The 17,305-nt window shown below is 69.0% G+C and carries 24 protein-coding genes and 1 tRNA gene; 18 read left to right on the forward strand and 7 right to left on the reverse strand.

All coding sequences use genetic code 11. The annotated features are described in order from the left end of the window. The 3 genes from ACRWNP_RS31555 to ACRWNP_RS31565 all read left to right on the forward strand — a co-directional run. Window positions 1–485 (forward strand): hypothetical protein (locus ACRWNP_RS31555; protein WP_431967439.1); only part of this gene is annotated, 485 nt, incomplete at its 5' end. A gap of 91 nt (window positions 486–576) precedes the next feature. Further along, on the forward strand, window positions 577–738 hold the full coding sequence (locus tag ACRWNP_RS31560) for a hypothetical protein (RefSeq protein WP_431967440.1): 162 nt from the start codon (window positions 577–579) through the stop codon (window positions 736–738). 1,761 nt (window positions 739–2,499) lie between these two features. Beyond that, window positions 2,500–3,258, forward strand: coding sequence for a DUF6928 family protein (locus ACRWNP_RS31565; protein ID WP_431967442.1), 759 nt, complete (start codon window positions 2,500–2,502; stop codon window positions 3,256–3,258). 137 nt (window positions 3,259–3,395) lie between these two features. Here the strand turns inward: ACRWNP_RS31565 and ACRWNP_RS31570 are convergent, their stop codons facing one another. The 5 genes from ACRWNP_RS31570 to ACRWNP_RS31590 all read right to left on the reverse strand — a co-directional run bounded on the left by ACRWNP_RS31570 (window position 3,396) and on the right by ACRWNP_RS31590 (window position 6,168). Next, window positions 3,396–3,755 carry a MafI family immunity protein gene (locus ACRWNP_RS31570; protein ID WP_431967444.1) on the reverse strand — a complete coding sequence of 120 codons (360 nt, stop codon included), beginning with the start codon at window positions 3,753–3,755 and terminating at the stop codon, window positions 3,396–3,398. A 159-nt stretch (window positions 3,756–3,914) separates the two neighbouring features. Then, the gene (locus ACRWNP_RS31575) at window positions 3,915–4,496 is read right to left on the reverse strand and encodes a hypothetical protein (protein ID WP_431967446.1); all 582 of its coding nucleotides are present in this window, start codon (window positions 4,494–4,496) and stop codon (window positions 3,915–3,917) included. 182 nt (window positions 4,497–4,678) lie between these two features. After that, on the reverse strand, window positions 4,679–4,957 hold the full coding sequence (locus tag ACRWNP_RS31580; RefSeq protein WP_431967448.1) for a hypothetical protein: 279 nt from the start codon (window positions 4,955–4,957) through the stop codon (window positions 4,679–4,681). Between the two features lie 360 nt (window positions 4,958–5,317). Continuing rightward, complete coding sequence (locus tag ACRWNP_RS31585) at window positions 5,318–5,701, reverse strand: hypothetical protein (RefSeq protein WP_431967450.1); 384 nt, start codon at window positions 5,699–5,701, stop codon at window positions 5,318–5,320. Then, entirely contained in the window at window positions 5,698–6,168 is a 471-nt protein-coding gene (locus tag ACRWNP_RS31590; protein WP_431967452.1) for an NUDIX hydrolase, read from the reverse strand. The genes ACRWNP_RS31585 and ACRWNP_RS31590 overlap by 4 nt, the downstream gene beginning before the upstream one ends. Window positions 6,169–6,186: 18 nt before the next feature. Between ACRWNP_RS31590 and ACRWNP_RS31595 the strand changes: the two genes are divergently transcribed. The 12 genes from ACRWNP_RS31595 (at window position 6,187) to ACRWNP_RS31650 (ending at window position 13,494) form a co-directional block, all read left to right on the forward strand. After that, window positions 6,187–6,966, forward strand: coding sequence for a GntR family transcriptional regulator (locus tag ACRWNP_RS31595; protein WP_431967454.1), 780 nt, complete (start codon window positions 6,187–6,189; stop codon window positions 6,964–6,966). Window positions 6,967–7,106: 140 nt separating this feature from the next. Beyond that, window positions 7,107–7,457, forward strand: a complete 351-nt coding sequence (locus ACRWNP_RS31600; RefSeq protein ID WP_319133853.1) for a hypothetical protein — start codon at window positions 7,107–7,109, stop codon at window positions 7,455–7,457. A 3-nt stretch (window positions 7,458–7,460) separates the two neighbouring features. Continuing rightward, window positions 7,461–8,819 (forward strand): FtsK/SpoIIIE domain-containing protein, encoded by a 1,359-nt coding sequence (locus tag ACRWNP_RS31605; RefSeq protein WP_431967456.1) that lies wholly within the window; start codon window positions 7,461–7,463, stop codon window positions 8,817–8,819. An 86-nt stretch (window positions 8,820–8,905) separates the two neighbouring features. Next, the gene (locus tag ACRWNP_RS31610; protein WP_431967457.1) at window positions 8,906–9,571 is read left to right on the forward strand and encodes a DUF2637 domain-containing protein; all 666 of its coding nucleotides are present in this window, start codon (window positions 8,906–8,908) and stop codon (window positions 9,569–9,571) included. Between the two features lie 20 nt (window positions 9,572–9,591). Next, window positions 9,592–9,786, forward strand: a complete 195-nt coding sequence (locus ACRWNP_RS31615) for a hypothetical protein (protein ID WP_431967459.1) — start codon at window positions 9,592–9,594, stop codon at window positions 9,784–9,786. A 1-nt stretch (window position 9,787) separates the two neighbouring features. Continuing rightward, window positions 9,788–9,979, forward strand: a complete 192-nt coding sequence (locus tag ACRWNP_RS31620; RefSeq protein ID WP_431967461.1) for a mobile element transfer protein — start codon at window positions 9,788–9,790, stop codon at window positions 9,977–9,979. A gap of 11 nt (window positions 9,980–9,990) precedes the next feature. Then, the gene (locus tag ACRWNP_RS31625) at window positions 9,991–10,146 is read left to right on the forward strand and encodes a hypothetical protein (RefSeq protein WP_431967463.1); all 156 of its coding nucleotides are present in this window, start codon (window positions 9,991–9,993) and stop codon (window positions 10,144–10,146) included. A gap of 11 nt (window positions 10,147–10,157) precedes the next feature. Beyond that, on the forward strand, window positions 10,158–10,481 hold the full coding sequence (locus ACRWNP_RS31630; RefSeq protein ID WP_431967465.1) for a SpdD-like protein: 324 nt from the start codon (window positions 10,158–10,160) through the stop codon (window positions 10,479–10,481). A 94-nt stretch (window positions 10,482–10,575) separates the two neighbouring features. Further along, window positions 10,576–10,764, forward strand: coding sequence for a hypothetical protein (locus tag ACRWNP_RS31635; protein WP_431967467.1), 189 nt, complete (start codon window positions 10,576–10,578; stop codon window positions 10,762–10,764). Next, window positions 10,761–12,152 carry a replication initiator protein RepSA gene (gene repSA, locus ACRWNP_RS31640; protein ID WP_431967469.1) on the forward strand — a complete coding sequence of 464 codons (1,392 nt, stop codon included), beginning with the start codon at window positions 10,761–10,763 and terminating at the stop codon, window positions 12,150–12,152. Before ACRWNP_RS31635 ends, repSA begins: the two co-directional genes overlap by 4 nt. Next, a complete protein-coding gene (locus tag ACRWNP_RS31645; RefSeq protein WP_329187345.1) occupies window positions 12,149–12,340 on the forward strand; it encodes a helix-turn-helix domain-containing protein in 192 nt (63 codons plus the stop codon). Before repSA ends, ACRWNP_RS31645 begins: the two co-directional genes overlap by 4 nt. After that, the gene (locus ACRWNP_RS31650; protein ID WP_431967471.1) at window positions 12,340–13,494 is read left to right on the forward strand and encodes a tyrosine-type recombinase/integrase; all 1,155 of its coding nucleotides are present in this window, start codon (window positions 12,340–12,342) and stop codon (window positions 13,492–13,494) included. The genes ACRWNP_RS31645 and ACRWNP_RS31650 overlap by 1 nt, the downstream gene beginning before the upstream one ends. 71 nt (window positions 13,495–13,565) lie before the next feature. Here ACRWNP_RS31650 and ACRWNP_RS31655 read toward each other — a convergent pair. Together ACRWNP_RS31655 and ACRWNP_RS31660 are read right to left on the reverse strand one after the other, a co-directional pair. Further along, window positions 13,566–13,638, reverse strand: a tRNA-Arg gene (locus tag ACRWNP_RS31655). A gap of 88 nt (window positions 13,639–13,726) precedes the next feature. Next, window positions 13,727–14,236 carry a MarR family winged helix-turn-helix transcriptional regulator gene (locus ACRWNP_RS31660; protein WP_431967473.1) on the reverse strand — a complete coding sequence of 170 codons (510 nt, stop codon included), beginning with the start codon at window positions 14,234–14,236 and terminating at the stop codon, window positions 13,727–13,729. A 100-nt stretch (window positions 14,237–14,336) separates the two neighbouring features. Here ACRWNP_RS31660 and ACRWNP_RS31665 point away from each other — a divergent pair, with 100 nt between their 5' ends. The 3 genes from ACRWNP_RS31665 to ACRWNP_RS31675 all read left to right on the forward strand — a co-directional run bounded on the left by ACRWNP_RS31665 (window position 14,337) and on the right by ACRWNP_RS31675 (window position 17,259). Beyond that, complete coding sequence (locus ACRWNP_RS31665; RefSeq protein WP_431967475.1) at window positions 14,337–14,747, forward strand: organic hydroperoxide resistance protein; 411 nt, start codon at window positions 14,337–14,339, stop codon at window positions 14,745–14,747. A gap of 249 nt (window positions 14,748–14,996) precedes the next feature. Then, the gene (locus ACRWNP_RS31670; RefSeq protein ID WP_431967477.1) at window positions 14,997–15,626 is read left to right on the forward strand and encodes a TetR/AcrR family transcriptional regulator; all 630 of its coding nucleotides are present in this window, start codon (window positions 14,997–14,999) and stop codon (window positions 15,624–15,626) included. Window positions 15,627–15,747: 121 nt separating this feature from the next. After that, window positions 15,748–17,259, forward strand: coding sequence for an MFS transporter (locus tag ACRWNP_RS31675; protein WP_431967479.1), 1,512 nt, complete (start codon window positions 15,748–15,750; stop codon window positions 17,257–17,259). Window positions 17,260–17,305: the final 46 nt, after the last annotated feature.

A 17,305-nucleotide genomic window follows, 5' to 3' on the forward strand; every position in this document is an offset into this window, starting at 1 on the left:
CTGCTGCACCCGAGATCCAAGCAGAGGTGACTATGGAACGGCACCTGCTGGAATCGCTGTTGGCCGGTGACGACCAGGCGTCCGTGATGGCTCTGGCCACCCTCCGCAGCGGCGCCACCTACTGGGTGGCAGACCGTGCACAACCCGCAGGCCAGCATGCCGGAGTCTTCAAGCACCGACTGCAGCGCATGCGGATGCACGGACTCGAACCCCTTGGACTGGAAAGAGCAGTGCAGCTCATCCGCGAACATGGCCGGCCGGTGCGCACAGGGCTGATCGATTCTGCCGACCGGACATGGATCACCCTGCTCTTCCTCACCGAGGACGGCAGCGCACTAGTGGCCTGCGCTGGCTGGCCGCTGCCGTTGGTGGCCCAAGAGCCACCACTTCAGGAGCGAGGTGGGGCGATCACCGGCCTGAACTGTGGATTCCCCGCCTTGGACGGAGTGGCCGGCGTGTTCCCCTGCACACCGCGATGCCCCTGACTCCCCGTCCGTTCTGGCACGAGAGTGGCACGGGCCCGCACGCCAGGGCAGGAGCGAGGGAGCTCTAGCTAGGATCTTGCGGGGAGGACTTGTGACTGACGAAGACCCAACTGCAAGCGCATCCCTTGGCGTTCGTGGAGCTGCAGGCGTGATCCTGCTGATTCTTGCGCTCGTTGCCGGGGTGCTGATCGTCCTTCTGCTGCCCTACTTGCCGGCACTCGTGGAATGGGCACTCGTGGGCGAGGAAGTTTAACGCCTGCCCCGCTCCACCCGCGACCGTCCCGGCCACGCCGACCGGGGTCCGATAGCCACGGATGCCTACCGGGTCGGTACCCACAGCATGACGACTATGAAGATCCACACCGGAATGGCGAGAGCCACGACCATCCCAGCAAGAGACCCCACACGGTCAGTCTGGCGCTCGTTCTCGCGTAGTCGTCGCTCTTGGGCACACCTCATTCGACCGTTACTGGGGTCTGCTGCACGCCCGACCGAACATACCCGCGTATGGATTGTGCTCACCGGTGTCGGGGTTGATGCCTACTGCCAATAGGCGACGGGCCTCACGCACGTGAACGAAGCACGGAATCCGCCTCCGGCGCTCCACATGCCGAACTCACCCTGGAAGAGACGGAGGAGGTACTCGACCACGCCGCAGTCGTGGAAGTGCCCTCCCAGGTCGCCACGGCTCCACCCTGCCACGGGCCAGTCGGGCCGCCGGTGGTCAAGAGTGGTTGCGGCGGTTGCTGTATTTCACTGCTGTACACGCTGCCATGCCGGGACTCGCTGCTGGCACCAAGCCAAGCGATCTGTCACGGGCAATCCGGGGTGCCTGTCGACAACCTACGTTCGTGGTCGATGGAGCTGAGGAGGGGCCAGGATCGCCAGCCCGTGATCACCGAGCCTCCCGCTCGCGTTCCTTCGGTCGGCGCCGAGACGGCCCGGGCGGCCTGCCCGTCCGATCAGAGCGACGCGCTCGGCGGCGTCGTCGCTCCCGCCACCGGCGCCCCGCATCGGAGATCGGCCCACCAGCCATCAGCAGGCCCGCAAGGAACGCACAGTCCGCGAGACTCTTGGCCACGCCTAGCAGTCGTGCTAGGTCCCATGACCCGATGGTTATCAACGGCCAGGCGACCAACACCGGGCCCGCCATTCTCCGCCACAGCGGGCGCCTCTCTTCCATGTGCCGGACGGTACCTGGCCGCTGCGGCGCGGTTCTCACGCGGTCGGTGCGTAGAGGCTTTGGGCGGGAGCCGCCATGGGGCGAGAGATCGGGGCCCGTACGCTGGCCGCGAATCGGGCTGGCTCCTTGCCTGCCCGCAATAGCCCGATGTGGGCCACGATCTTCGAGGCTCGCCCCGTGGTGGCTGCCTAAAGCATCGGAGCGTCGGCCGCCCCAGCCACCGCGGTTCTCGCCTTCATGCTCTCGGCCTACCCATGCTGGCGCGCGGCGGCGGACGGCCGTGCCGAGCGGGACGGAGGCAGGAGCGTGGGCGCGGCCGGACGCGGGCCGCGCGCCCGGCGGAGCGTGAGCGACGCCGGGTGCCTTGATGAAGTAGAGAAACTCTTACCGCGCTAGTGCCTCAGTGTCGCGAGGCTGCCTTGGTTGAGCGCGATGCGTGTGGCGAGGTCGTGTAGTGAACACTCGATCTGAGCGTTCGGGATGGGCCTGAGGTCCGTGATGTCTGGGGCCCGTCAAAAAGGCCCGCACCATGATCGGTGCGGGCCTTTTCCCTTGTGCCCCAGGCAGGATTCGAACCTGCGACACCCGCTTTAGGAGTTCGATCGGGGCCTGAGGCAGCGTGCCGGAACGGGCCCTCGTGGCTACTCGGCAATCCGGTTGGAGATGCTGCTGTCCGCCCTTGTTCCGGGTCGTTGATGTCAGCTGGTGATGTCAGCCGTGCGGCCTGCGCGCTAACGGGCAGTGCTGTTGCCCGCTCGCGGCTTTGGGTGCGTGTCAGTGTGTGCGGCTATGGTGCGTCTGCCACCAAGGGCAACACTCTGGGGAGGGGCTTTGGGCGCCAAGACGGGACTGCTGGTGTACGCCGACGGCGATGTACCGGGGTTGCTGCGACGAGTGGGGGCGGCGGACCTTGATCGGACGGCCACCATGATGCGCCGGCTCTACCCGGGCTGGGGGATCGAGGAGTGCGAGGGCTCGACCCTCTGGGACGGCGTGTACCCCCCGAAGGGGACGGCGTACGCGGCCAGCTGGCCGGGCGTGGAGGTCATCGGAGATCAGAGGGTGATGATCGACGCACCTTCCCAGCTCCCCGAACACCTCGTGGCGGCAAGCGCCGGCCGACGGCTCGTCCTGCACGCCATGCACAGCGTCGTCGACTGGCTCGCGTTTGCCGTGTGGGAAGACGGACGCCTCGTCCGCTCCCTGAGTCTGTCGCCGGACAGCGGCGTCATCGAGAACATCGGCGAACCGCTCCCCTTTGAACTGCCCTACTGGGCCGGAGACCGCCCGGCCGACGTCGTCCCGTGGCCGGGCGAGGAGGAAGAGCCGTACGCCCTGCCCTTTCACCCCTTGGATCTGGGCGAAGACGCGCTGCGCGCGCTCTGCGGCTTCATCCAGGAGGGCCGTCCCGAGCCCGATGACGTCGACGCAGACGCCATCAAGCTGTACGGATTCCATGTGCGGGACCCACAAGGGCCTGATCCTGCGGAACAGGAAGCGGAGTTGCGCAGAGCTGTGGAAGCCATGGATCCGCCGCGCGTCTACACACTGGGCCCTGACGGCTCACTGATAGAGCGCGACGGCCTTTAGTTCACGACCTCTTCGTCCCGAAGCAATGCGCGCGACCCTGTGACCTGGGGTCGAATGATCCGTGACCTGCGGGAACTGTTCCTGGGCGTCCGTGGTTGTCCGCATCGGTGCGGGGTCGTTGTAGCGCAGTTAGACACTCAGCCCGGCTCGGCGCTGGGTTCGACTCTGGCGCTTGGTTGCTCGTTTTCGGAGGCTGCGGCGAGATGACGGCGGCAGAGGTCGGCGGCCGTGAGGTGGGACTCGTGTAGAGCGTGGCTGTATAGCCGCATCTCGCGGGCCGCGCGGTCCAGGTGCTGCCAGAAGATGAGCGGGAGGTTCAGGTCGTAGCCGAGATCGACCAGGCAGTCGAAAGCGAGTCCGAATTCGTTGTGATCCAGGAACTCGACCGTGGTTGATAGGTCGAGGCTCGGGAGCCCCGCCAGTTGGTCCTGGGCCGCAGCGAGGTGGGCGCGTGTCCGGTTCCAGCTGACCTGGAGGCTCTCGCGGTCGTCGTTCATTGCGCCAGTGTCGCCGGTGCTGGTGGTGTCACAGCGGATGACCCTCTCGATGCGAACTATGGGCGCGATGGTCGCTGAGGTCGGGCAGCTACGTCGGCCGGTCGTCCAAGGTTCGTGGCGGTTGGTCGAGGGCGCGGTGGTTGCTGTACTTCGCTGCTGTCAATCGAGAAAGTAAGACCAGAACGGGATCTGGACGTATCGGTGGTCATCGGGCGTCGGCACAGGGCGGCCAAACTCGTGATGGAAGTAGTCGACCAGATCGGTGCCGTAGTAAATGATGTCCGTCTGGTACATCGACAACACTGGCGTACCGGTCCGGTCTGAATCGCCCAGTAGGTACCGGTGTGAGTAAATCGGCACCATCACGGGGACTTTGGCCATGTAGGTGCGGGCCAAGTCCAACGCGTCTTGAGCGGCCGCCGGCCGCGGAACCCAGTCTGGGTGCCAGAAACCGTTTCGCTCCACGTCGAACAGCACGCCCTCCACCGGCCAGGACAGGCGCCCCGCCAGATCCTCTGGGTCCCCGTCGCGCCAATCGGGCCAACTCTGGCTGCCTACCGGCAGACCCTCACCGAGAAGGGCCCGATGCTCCGGAGCGAAACGGAATCCCCAGCGCTCCTCGACTCCATCGAGTTCCCGCTCGCTCATGCCCTGCTCGATCTCGACCCCGGCATGGAGCATGGAGAGCAGTGCGCGGGCATCTTTCGGGGTCAACGGGTTCTCAGGGCTGATTGCAGTCATGATCGGAACGGTAGAGCATCCGGGCGGCGACCAGGAAGGTCAGTTCTTCTGGAAGTGGTGCGGCAAGCGTCCCACCTGGGCGGGTCTGTCGCGCCCGGCTTATGACCTGCGTCGATGCCGTGAACGGTTGTCATCGTGTGTCAACGTTGGCTCACCTCGGACGGCCCGGAGACGGCCCACGTTCAATCGGACTCGTGTACCTCTTGATCGTCGTCATCCTCGGCCGAAGCTGCGATCAGGCGCCGACGAGCTTGCTCAAGTCGACCAACGTAGTCCGGCATGAAGATCTCTGGCAGCGTGGTTTCTAGGGTGCCCGAGATCGCGTACACAGCAGACCAGACTGCCTTGTCTGGCACGATCGCGCTCAGCTGGTCGGACTTCATCATCACTTCGTACAGCCAGTCCGACAGCACGAACGCTTGATCGCGGGTGAGCTTTATGATCACCGGTTCCTCGTCCACCCGGGCACCGTACCTCGCGGTCGGTGTGGAGAGGCTTTGGGCTGGAGCTGCCATGGGGCGAGAGATCGGGGCCCGTAAGCTTGCGGCGACTCGGGCGGTCTGTGGACCTGCCCGCTAAGGCCCGATGTGGGCCCCGATCTTCGAGGCTCGCCCCATGGTGGCTGCCTAAAGCATCGGAGCGCCGGCCGTCCCAGCCACCGCAGTTCTGACCTCATGCCCCTCGGCCTACCCTCGCTGGCGCGCGGTGGCGGACGGCGCGCCGAGCGGGGCGAAGACTGGAGCGTGGGCGCGGCCGGACGTCGGCCGCGCGCCCGGCGGAGCGTGAGCGACGCCGGGTGCCTTGATGAAGTAGAGAAAGTCTTACCGCGCCACGTTCTGGGCTGTGTTGCCGCGTTCCGCGCGGAACTCGTCCAAGAGGCTGAAGAACAGATCCAGGGGCGGAGTGCCCGCCGCTTCTGCTGCCAGTTCGATCTCCCTTGACCAGCCTAGGGAGCTCTCGTAGCCCAAGTCGAGCCGCAGCCCGAGCCACTTGTTGAACGGTCCGCCGGGGTCGAAGTCTGTCGTCGACGGAATCCCGTTGATCTCGCATGCCACGCGGTACCCGTACAGGACCGAGGCGAGGTGATGGATGGAACTGCCTCGCACGTACATGCCTGGCCGTAGGCGCACGTCATCGAGGTAGTCGTGTACGTCCTTCAGCTCGTGCAAGGGTCTCGGCCGGGGGAGCTTGGGACTGCTGGTCATGCTGATGCCTCCAGGAGCCGCCGGCCGTCGTGACTTCGGACGTGCGGCCCTGCTCCGTCCAGTGCATCGAGCAGGCGGACCGCGTAGACCTCGCCCATCCGCTCGGAGACTTCTTCGGGCGTGAGCCAGTCGACTGCCGTGGACTCGTCGGAGGTGCGCTCGGTGCCGCCGGAGGGCTTGCAACGAAAGACCAGGGCGACGATGCCGCGGGTGGTGTTCTTGTAGACCCCGGTGAGCTGGTCGACCTCGACGTGGATGCCGGTCTCTTCCCAGACTTCGCGCTTCACGCCGTCTTCGGGTGCCTCGTCCAGTTCCAGGACGCCGCCCGGGAGTTCCCAAGTTCCGTTGTCGGCACGGCGGATCGCCAGGAGCCGGCCGTCTTCGCGCACTACGGCTCCCGCCACTGATACGGAGTGCAGCGCTGGCGTCGGTGTGGGCCCCTGCGATTTACTCATGTACAGGAGCATAGGAGGGGGAGAAGGACTATGGGAACTGCGGTAGGAGGGGCGAGGTCGGTGCCTCGGTATGTGGAGATCGCCGATGAGATCGTTCTGCAGATCCGGCAGGGTGTTCTCAAGCCTGGCGATACGGTGCCGAGTGAGTCGGAACTGATGGACCGCTACGGCGTCTCCGGTGGCACGATCCGCCGAGCGATGACGGAGGTCCGCGCGAGCGGCCTGGTGGAGACCCGGCACGGCAAGGGCTCGACGGTCAAGGACCGCCCGCCTGTGCGGCATCGGTCGTCGGACCGCTTCCGTCGCTCGCTTCGCCGGGGTGGCAAGGCCGCGTACCTGGCCGAGTCCGAGCAGTCCGGCGCAACGGCGAAGGTCAGCGTCCTCTACATCGGCCCCGTGGAGGCCCCCGAGGACATCGCCGAACGGCTCGGTGTGGAGGCCGGCGCCAAGGTGCTGGCCCGGCGGCGGCTCTACTTCCGCAACGGCACCCCGGTCGAGACGGCCACTTCGTACCTGCCGTGGGACGTGGCAAAGGACATCCCCGAGCTGTTCGCCGAGAACCCGGGCGGCGGTGGCATCTACGCCCGACTGGAAGACCACGGCCACGAGTTCGCAGAGTACGTCGAGACCTTGCAGGCCCGGCCGGCCTCCAAGGCAGAGTCCTCGGAACTGGCGCTCAGCCCCGGTGCACCGGTGATCCACCTCATCCGCAACGCGGTCACCGTGGACGGCCGGGTCGTGGAGGCGTGCGACACGCTCATGGCCGCTGACCAGTTCGTCTTCACCTACCGCATCCCCGCCGTCGACTGACGCTTACTCAACTCCTTGCAGCCCGCCGTGATTTCTTCTTCGCGGCGGGTTGACTCATGTATAGGAGTCGGGCACTCTTCTTCATGTCACTCCTGTGCATGAGTGACTGAGTCGAAGCCTCTATAGAGGAGTGATCTCCTGTGCGTCAGATCCCCGTCGACACCTCCGCCGCCACCGTGATGGTCGCCCAGCCGCCCCAGCCCAAGGTCCGCGACCGCCGCACCGGCGAGATCGCCACCGACGCCGAGACCGGCGCGACGCTGATGACCGTGGACGTGATGTTCGCGGCGAACGGAGAGGTCGAGATCCTGTCGGTCACGGTCCCGCAGCCGGGCATTTCCGGTGAGCTGGTGATGGGCACCCCGGTCGCGATCACCGGCCTGGTCGCCCGGCCGTGGGAGAACGAGTTCAACGGCCAGCGCCGCCACGGGATCAGCTTTCGCGCGGTCGCGGTCACCTCGCTCGCCGCCGGCACCGCGAAGGCGGCCTGACCCATGACCCGCCTCGCGGTCGCGCTGCTGCTGGTCGCCGCCATCGCCCTGATCCTGCGGTGGCGGCGCCCCGCCTGGTACTGGCTGACCTTCGGCGTCACCCTCGCCGTCCTACGGGTCCTGGTCCGCTACGGCTCAGTGATGGAGGCGTGCGGGCTGACCGTGCCTCCGTCCCGCTGGCGCCTGGCCCTCGCCCGGGTTACCAACCGCCCCGCACCCACCTCGCGGGCCCCGCGCATCCTGCGCCTGCGCCCCACCCGCACCGGCCTGGTCCTGCGGTTAGGACTGCGCCCGGGACAGGACGCCTTCGACGTCGCCGCCTCCTGCGACCGGCTGCGGCACTCGTTCGGCATGTACGGCGTCACCTCACGCGAGCTGCGCTCGGGGGTGGTCGAGCTGCGGATGACCGGATACGACGTCCTCAAGCGGGTGCAGATGCCCGCGAAGATCGAGCGCACCCCGATGCGGGTCCCGGTCGCCCTGCGCGAAGACGGCGCCGTCCACTACCGCGACTACCGCACCGTCCCGCACGCCCTGACCCTCGGGGCAACGAAGTCCGGGAAGTCGGTGTACCAGCGGAACCTGGTCGCCGAACTGGCCGCGCAGGATGTCGCCCTGGTCGGTATCGACTGCAAGCAGGGTGTGGAGCTGTTCCCGCTGGCCCGCCGGTTCTCCGCACTCGCTGACAACCCCGACACCGCCGCCGACCTCCTCGACGCCCTCATCGACCGGATGGAGGCCGTCTACCAGCTCATCCGCGCCGAGCAGCGGATCACCGCCGACGTGCCCGATGCGGAGATCGCCGCCGACATCTGGGACCTGCCCGACCACCTGCGGCCGACCCCGGTCGTGGTCCTGGTCGACGAGGTCGCCGAACTCGCCCTGTTCACCACCAAGGACGAAGAGAAGCGCCGCGACCGCATCATCACCGCACTGGCTCGCCTCTCTCAGCTCGGCCGCGCCGCTGGCATCTACCTGGAGATCTGCGGACAGCGCTTCGGCTCCGAACTCGGCAAGGGCATCACCATGCTCCGCGCCCAGCTCACCGGCCGCACCGCACACCGCGTCAACGACGAACCCAGCGCGAACATGGCCTTCGGCGACATCGCCCCCGACGCCGTCCTCGCCGCCATCCAAATCCGCCCCGACACCCCCGGAATCGCCGTCACCGGCGACTCCACCGGCGGATGGGCCCGCATCCGCACCCCCCACACCACGCTCCGCCAGGCCGTCAACGCCTGCAACCGGCACGCCGACCGCACCCCGGACGTGCCCGAACTCGCATCGTTCCGGCCCGCCCTGGCCAACCTCGCCCCGGTGACCGCCCTGGCCGCCAAGACGACGGCCCCGGCTGCGGCCTGATCTCTCCGCGCCCCAACGGCCGGCGCGACCGCCTCGCGCCAAGGTCCCTACCCCTCCCATGCCGCATACCAGGAAGGAGACCGACGATGCCCCGCAAGCTCCGCGTGGACGCCGTCCTCGTACAGGCCGTGATCGCCGGTGCCCTGTCCTTCGCCCACCTGCACGACCTCGCAGCCGCCGCCGGACAGAGCGGCTGGAAAGCCTGGGCCTACCCGGTCTCCGTGGACCTGCTCCTCGTTGCCGCCTGGCGACGGCTCCGCATCCTCCGAACCGACGGTGCCCCGGTGCGTGCCGCGTGGCTGTGGTTCGCGGTGGCCCTGTCCGCCTCCCTCGGGGCGAACATCGCCACCGCGGGGCTCCTCGACCTGGACCACGTTCCGGGCTGGCTGAGCATCCTCGTGGCTGGCTGGCCCGCCCTGGCCTTCCTCGGCGGCACCCTTCTCGTCCACGCCCCCCGCCACCAGACACCGGCACCCGCTCCGGCCCCGGAGTCTTCCGAGACGGCCAGCGTCGAACGCGCCCCTGAGCCCGCGCCGGTGCCGGAAGCCGTCGAGGCAAGCGAGCCCGTCCCGGCCCTGCCCGCCCCCGCGCCGGCCCTTCCGGCGGTCCCGGCCGCGCTCGTGGCCCACGCCCGCAAGGTCGCCGACGACCATTACGCCCGCACCGGGACTGCGATCGACACCGACACGCTCCGCGTCCGGCTCGGCGTCCCCGCCCAGCTGGCCGACGCCATCGCCGCCCAGCTCGCCTGACCCGGAAGGAACTCGCCGCCATGACGCGTGACCCGGCCGGCCTGACCGCCGCCGACTACCTCGACAGCGCCCGCGAGATGACCACCGCGGGTCGGCCCTACCTCGCCCACCTGCTCGCCGAGGAAGCCGCCCGCCTCACCGCCGACCCGGCCACCGCCGCCAGCATCCGCGCCTCGTTCCCCGACCCGGCCACGACCCGAAAGGAGACCGACTGACATGCCCGCCCGCGACTTCTTCCACTCCGTGATGCGCATCGGCCCGGTGCAGATCGGCACCCACCGCGACCGGCACGGCCAGACCAAGCACGCCGCGGTGTGCACCAACGACCGCTGCGGCTGGTCCGCCGACTACTCCAGCCAGTCAGCCGCCCAACTGGCCGCCCGCACCCACCGCTGCACGGTCCGATAGGAGGCAGACCCGTGGACGTCCCGCTCTGGTTCGCCCTGATCGTCGTCGGCTACCTCGGCTGCAAACTCATACGCCCGCCGCTCTGGCTCGTCCTGGTGCTGCTCCTGGGCGGCTACCTCATCGCCGACAGCCTCCTCGCCCCTGCCATCGACACCGTCATCAAGTAGGGAGACCGCTCATGCTCCGCCCGAAGATCCCCACCAACCCCACACCTACCGGCACCGTGATGCCGCTGCCCGTCGAGCCCGTCGTCGGTGTCGTCCAGCCCACCCCGGCGCCGGCACCCGCGCCTGTTCCCATGGCTGCGACGTCGTCCCGGCCCGTCGTGCAGCTCACCCCGGGCGCCCTGATCGCGCTCGTCGGCAGCGGCACCGCCGTGGTCCTGGTCGTCGGCACGGTCCTGGTCTCCATGCTCCTGGCGGTCGCCGTCACCGCCGCCTCGGTCGCCGTCTGCGCCGTCGTCCTGCGCTCGATGCTCAACGGCCAGCACAAGCACCGTTGACCGGCCCCCGGGGCGGCCTCGATACCGCCAAGCATCACACCGCCCCGGGAGCCGTGCCCCTGCCCGAACCAGAGATCCGGAAGGAACCCCCATCATGACCCACCCCACACCCCCGGCACGGATCTGCCCGGCCTGCGACGGCTTCGCCTCCGCCGCCATCACCCTCGGCGGCCGCGACCGGCACGGCCACCTGCGCACCCTCACCGTCCACTGCCCGAACTGCCACGGCACCGGCACCCGCTCCCCCCGCACGGCTGCCTCAATCGCCGGGGGCCGCGCGTGACCGACACCGCGACCCTCGCGGGCCTGGACCCGACTACCCTCGGCGACCTGCTGCGGGTGGCCGGGTCCCCCGGCTTCCACCGCTGGGAAGACCAGATACGCCGCACCGGCGGCTGCTCCGACCCCATCCACCTGAGCGGCTGGACCCTCACCAAAGATCGCACGACCGGCGAGACCCTCCACCACTACTCCACCGAACACGAGCCCGGCGGACGCCTCCGTATCGCCTGCGGCAACCGCCGCGCCTCCCGCTGCCCGGCCTGCGCCTGGACCTACGCCGGAGACACCTACCACCTCATCCGCGCTGGCCTCGCCGGTGACGACCGCCGCGACATCCCCGCCACCGTGCGGGATCACCCCCGGGTCTTCGCCACCCTCACCGCCCCCTCGTTCGGGCGCGTCCACAACCGGCCCGACACCGGACGCTGCCGCTGCGGCACCCGACACGCGGCCGACGACCCGGCACTCGGGACCGCGCTCGACCCGGCCACCTACGACTACGCGGGGGCGGTGCTGTTCAACAACCACGCCGGGCAGCTGTGGCAGCGGTTCACCAACCGGCTCCGCCGCGAGATCGCCGCCCGCGCCGGCCTCACCCAACGCGCCCTGGCAGAGGTCCTGCGCGTCTCCTTCGGCAAGGTCGCCGAATTCCAAAAGCGCGGAGCCGTCCACTTCCACGCTGTCATCCGCCTCGACGGCCCCGAAGGCCCCGACACCCCGCCCCCGTTCTGGGCCACCACCCAGTTACTCGAGGACGCCGTCCGGGCTGCCGCACGCCACGGCTACACCTCGATCACCGTCCCCGCCGCCGGTGACCAACCGGCCCGCACCTTCCGCTGGGGGACCCAGCTCGACGTCCGCCCGGTCAAGGCGTTCGGGGACGGCTCCGACATCACCGAACAGGCCGTGGCCTCCTACGTCGCCAAGTACGCCACCAAAGCCGCCGAGAACACCGGCACCCTCGACCGCCGCATCGGCGAACTCGCCGAACTCGACCGCCACCAGGTGCCCGACCACGCCCGCCGGCTCATCCAAGCCTGCCGCGACCTGGACGACCTCTACCCCGACCGGCGGCTGTGGGCCTGGGCACACATGCTCGGCTTCCGCGGCCACTTCTCCACCAAATCCCGCCGCTACTCCACCACCCTCGGGGCGCTGCGCCAGGAACGCGCCGACTACCGCGCCGCCCAAGAGCACGCGGACCTCGGCCTGGAGCCCATCGAGCCGGACACCGTCCTGGTCCTGGCCGACTGGCAATACGCCGGCCACGGCCACACCCCCGGCGAATCCCTCCTTGCCGCGTCGATCGCCCGGGACCTCCAGCTCAACCGTGAAACCGCCCGTGAAGCCCTGCGCGACCAACTGGCCCTGGAAGGAGCCGCAGCATGACCACCGCCACCGCGGAACTGCTGACCGTGCCGGAAGTCATGGCCCGGCTCAAGCTCGGACGCTCCACCGTCTACGACCTGATCCGCTCGCGCCGCCTGGTCTCCATCACCATCGGCCGCGCCCGCCGCATCCCCGCCGACGCCCTACGGGACTTCATCGCCCACGAGACCGAGGAGGCCGCTGCCTGATGCCCGGACAGCGCAAGCGCAACCCCAACGGCGCCGGCACCATCACCAAGCGCAAGGACGGCCGCTACCAAGCCGCCGTCTACGTCCTCCAACCGGACGGCACCCGGGCCCGCAAGTTCGCCTACGGCAAGACCTGGGCCGAGTGCGACGCCAAGCGCCGAGAACTCCTCGATAAGGTCGACAGCGGCATTCCCGTGCCCACGCGATCCGCCAAGCTCTCCGAGTGGCTGCCGTACTGGCTGGAGAACATCGTCAAACCGCGTCGCAAGCTCAGCACGTATGACAAGTACGAAGCGCACGTGCGTCTCTACCTCGTGCCCCGGCTCGGGTCGAAGCGCCTGGAGTCCCTGAGTGTCCCTGACGTCCGCCGCTTCCTGAACGGCCTGGAGCGCGACACCACCGGCCCAACCGCCAAGGAGTCCCACCGTGTTCTGCGTACGGCGCTCTCGGCGGCCTGCCGCGAGGAACTGGTGGCCCGCAACGTGGCGGCGTTGGTCGAGCCGCCTCGGCCTCGGGCCCGTGAGCTGAGCCCATGGACACTCGACGAGACGCTGACCTTCCTCGCCGTTGCGCGCAAGGACCCGCTCTACGCGGCCTTCGTGCTCGCCATCGCCATGGGCCTACGCCGGGGTGAAATCGTCGGGCTCCGTTGGGCGGACGTCGACCTGGACAAGCGCGTCCTCTACGTCCGGCAGCAGACGCAGCGCCGGCGCGGAGTGCTCTACGACGACGACCCCAAGGGCCGCCGTCGTCGGGCGGTGCCGATGCCCGCGCTGTGCATCGCGCCTCTGCGCTGGCACCGGATGCGGCAGGCCGCCGTCCGGCAGCGTGCGGGGGAGCAGTGGCAGGGGAACGGCGACTACGTCTTCACCACCCGGACCGGTCGACCGATCGAGCCGCGCAACCTCTACCGCTCGTTCACCCGGGTCGCAGACAGCGCCCAGCTCCGCGTCATCCGGCTGCACGACGCTCGGCACGGCTGCGCCACGCTGCTGACCGCGGCCGGCGTGGCTCCCCGCGTGGTGATGGAGATCCTCGGCCACAGTCAGATCAGCATCACCATGGACGTGTACACACACGTCGTGCAGGACACTCAGCGCGAGGCCATCAGCCACATGGACCGGCTGTTGAGGAGGCGTGTCGACCGCGGCTGACCGCCGCCGTTGATGTCGAAAGTGGATGTCAAAGGCCCCGGACCTTGATCGGTCCGGGGCCTTTTCCCTTGTGCCCCAGGCAGGATTCGAACCTGCGACACCCGCTTTAGGAGAGCGGTGCTCTATCCCCTGAGCTACTGAGGCGGAAGCGTTGGACAGCCTAGCGGATGCGGCTCAGGGGCGTGCCGTCGATTGCCGTGAGTCCCGGCTGCGTGGCGCCGTGCGAGGGGCGTCAGCCGCAGGGCGGGTCGTCGTCAAGGTCGTCGTCGAGACCGGCGGCGGTGAGGTCGGCGGCGGTGAGGGCGGCGGTCAGGCGGTCGACGCGGGCGCGCAGGTCGTTGATCTCCTCCAGGCCGAGACCCGTGGCGGCGGAGATGCGGCGCGGGACCTGGAGGGCCTTGTCGTGGAGCGCGGCGCCGGCGTCGGTGAGATGGACGGTGACGGAGCGCTCGTCGTCGGCGGAACGCTCACGGCGTACGAAGCCGGTGGCCTCGAGGCGCTTGAGGAGCGGGGAGAGGGTGCCGGAGTCGAGGCGCAGGTGCTCGCCGATCTTCTTGACCGGCAGGGCGCCGTGCTCCCAGAGCACGAGCATCACCAGGTATTGGGGGTAGGTGAGGCCGAGGTCCTTGAGCACGACGCGGTAGACGCCGCCGAAGGCGCGCGAGGCGGCGTGCAGAGAGAAGCAGATCTGGTTCTCGAGCCGGAGGTGGTCCCCGGCACGGGCGGGCGCGGTGGCGGTCATGGGTCCAGGGTAGCCCGACTGCGCGTTTTAGTTGTGCACAATCAAGTTGTGTGCTCTACTTGTCGTCAACGGAACCGCAACCGATGAAAGAGGACGTTCCATGGACGCGCTGTACACCGCTGTCGCCACCGCCAACGGCCGCGACGGGCGCGCCGTCAGTTCCGACGGACAGCTCGACCTGGCGCTGGCCATGCCGCCGGCGCTCGGCGGCAATGGTCAGGGCACCAACCCCGAGCAGCTCTTCGCCGCCGGCTACGCCGCGTGCTTCGCCAGCGCCCTCGCCCTGGTCGGGCGGCAGGCGAAGGTGGACACCAGCGAGATCTCCGTGACCGCCGAGGTGACCATCGGCAAGGACGAGACGAGCTTCGGGCTGGCGGTCGTGCTCCGCGCCGAGCTGCCGTCGGAGCTGGAGAACGAGGCCGGCCGCGCCCTGATCGAGCAGGCCCACCAGGTGTGCCCGTACTCCAAGGCGACCCGGGGCAACATCCCGGTCGAGCTCGTCGTGGAGTAGTCATCGGGAAGTACGGACGGGAAGTGCTGAAGGCCCCGGGCGCGCGGTAGCGCCCGGGGCCTTCGGGTGTGCGCGGGGCCGGTCCGGAGGCGGCTCAAGCGCTGCCGCGATGACCGGTGTTGATTGTGACTCAGGTCACAAGCGGTCTCGAAATATCCGGGGAACGGCTCCCCGTTTACACCTACGTCGCACAAACGGGGAGTTGCTCCCCGGAACCGAGCGCCACCGAGACAGAGAGGAGTGCCTGCCGTGACAGTCGCCACCGTGAAGCTTCGCGCGGACGCCACGCGCAACCGTGAGCGGATCATCGTCGCCGCACGTGAGGCGCTCCTCGAGCACGGTGTCGACGCCCCGCTCGACGAGATCGCCAAGCGGGCCGGCGTCGGCAATGCCACCGTTTACCGGCACTTTGCCGACCGCCAGGAGCTCTCGCTCCACGTGACTTTGTCGGTGATGGACCGGATCACTCAGCGGGCCGAGGAGGCGCTGGCGCAGGAGCCGGACGCCTTCGACGCGCTGCGCCGTTTCGTGCACGAGGCGGCCGACGAGCGTGTGGGTGCGCTGTGCCCGATGCTTTCCACCGGATTCGGCAAGGGGGACGCGCGGCTCGAAGAGCGCCGCATACGCTTGGAGCACGCGATTGAGGAGCTGATGGCCGCCGGGCGGCGGTCCGGACGGCTCCGCGCCGACATCGACGTCGGCGACGTGATGGTGGCCGTCAGCCAGCTGACGCGGCCGCTGCCCGGTAAGCACTGCGGCAGCATGGACCGCTTCATCCGCCGTCATCTGCAGCTGTTCGTGGACGGCCTGGAGACGCCGGCGCGCTCCGAACTCCCGGGTGACTCCGCCACTTTCGAAGATCTGCGGCAATGTCGCTGAGCTCCGCCTGCCGAACGGGCGCCCTCGCGTAATTCACTCGCCCACAACATTTCCGTTACGTATCGTAAGTCCTCTTCGTCTTCAATGTCGTCATCTCTTCGTACCGTTAGTGAGTTCACCCATGCCTGATACGGCACACGCCCAGCGCTGGAAGGCGCTGGCCTTCATCGCGATAGCCCAGCTGATGGTCGTCCTCGACGGCACCATCGTGAACATCGCGCTTCCCTCCGCCCAGACCGACCTGGGCATCTCCGACGCCAACAAGCAGTGGGTCATCACGGCCTACGCGCTGGTCTTCGGTGGCCTGCTGCTCTTCGGCGGACGCATCGCCGACCTGTGGGGCCGCCGCCGCACCTTCGTCACCGGCCTGATCGGCTTCGCCGCGGCCTCCGCGGTCGGTGGCGCAGCCGCCAACGAGGCGGTCCTCTTCGGCGCCCGAGCGCTTCAGGGTGCCTTCGGCGCGCTGCTCGCGCCGGCCGCGCTGTCGCTCCTCGCGGTGATGTTCACCGAGGCCAAGGAGCGCGCCAAGGCGTTCGGCATCTACGGCGCCATCGCCGGTGGTGGCGGTGCCGTCGGTCTGATCCTCGGTGGTGTGCTCACCGAGTACCTGGACTGGCGCTGGACGTTCTTCGTCAACATCCCCTTCGCCGCCGTCGCCGCGTTCGGTGCCATGCGCTTCGTCCAGGAGCCCGCCGGCAGCCGCAACAGCAGCGGCCTGGACATCCCCGGCGTCGTGCTGGCCACCGCCGGCCTGGTCTCCCTGGTCTACGGCTTCACCCGGGCCGAGACCCACGGCTGGAGCGAGGGCACCACCATCGGCCTGTTCGTGGCAGCGGTCGTGCTGCTCGTCGCGTTCGTGGCCGTCGAGGCCCGCGTGAAGGCCCCGCTGCTGCCGCTGCGCGTGGTGACCGACCGCAACCGCGGTGGCGTCTACCTCTCGCTGGGCCTGGCGATCATCGCGATGTTCGGCCTGTTCCTCTTCCTCACCTACTACCTGCAGGTCGTCCAGGGCTACTCCGCGCTGAAGACCGGCTTTGCCTTCCTCCCGATGATCGCGGGCATGATCACCGGCTCGACGCAGATCGGCGCGCGCCTGATGACCCGCGTCCGTCCGCGCCTGCTGATGACCCCGGGCTTCCTGGTGGCGGGTCTGGGCATGCTGATCCTGACCCAGCTCTCGGTCGACAGCTCCTACGCGGGCCTGGTCCTGCCGGCCGAGATCCTGCTCGGTCTCGGCATGGGTACGGCCTTCATGCCGGCCATGAGTCTGGCCACGCACGGTGTCGAGCCGCGTGACGCCGGTGTCGCCTCCGCCATGGTCAACACCTCGCAGCAGGTCGGCGGTGCCATCGGTACGGCGCTGCTGAACACCATCGCGGCCAGCGCCACCACCACCTGGGTCGCTGCGCACGCGGCCGAGGCCCGCACGCTCGGCAAGCAGGGCTTCGTCAACGCCGCGGCCGTGCACGGCTACTCCACCGCGATCTGGTGGGCGGTCGGCATCCTGGCCCTCTCCGCGATCATCGCCTTCACCTTCGTCAACACCAGCGGTGGCGGCGGTGTGGTGGCGGCGTCCGGCAACAAGGACGCCGAGGACGCCGAGGAGGTCGCCGTCCCGGTGATCGCCCACTGACGGACGCGTCGACGACGACGGCACGCCGGACGGCGAGCACGGCGAA

Origin of the sequence: Actinacidiphila sp. bgisy160, from assembly GCF_965342435.1 — a bacterium.
GTDB lineage: Bacteria > Actinomycetota > Actinomycetes > Streptomycetales > Streptomycetaceae > Actinacidiphila.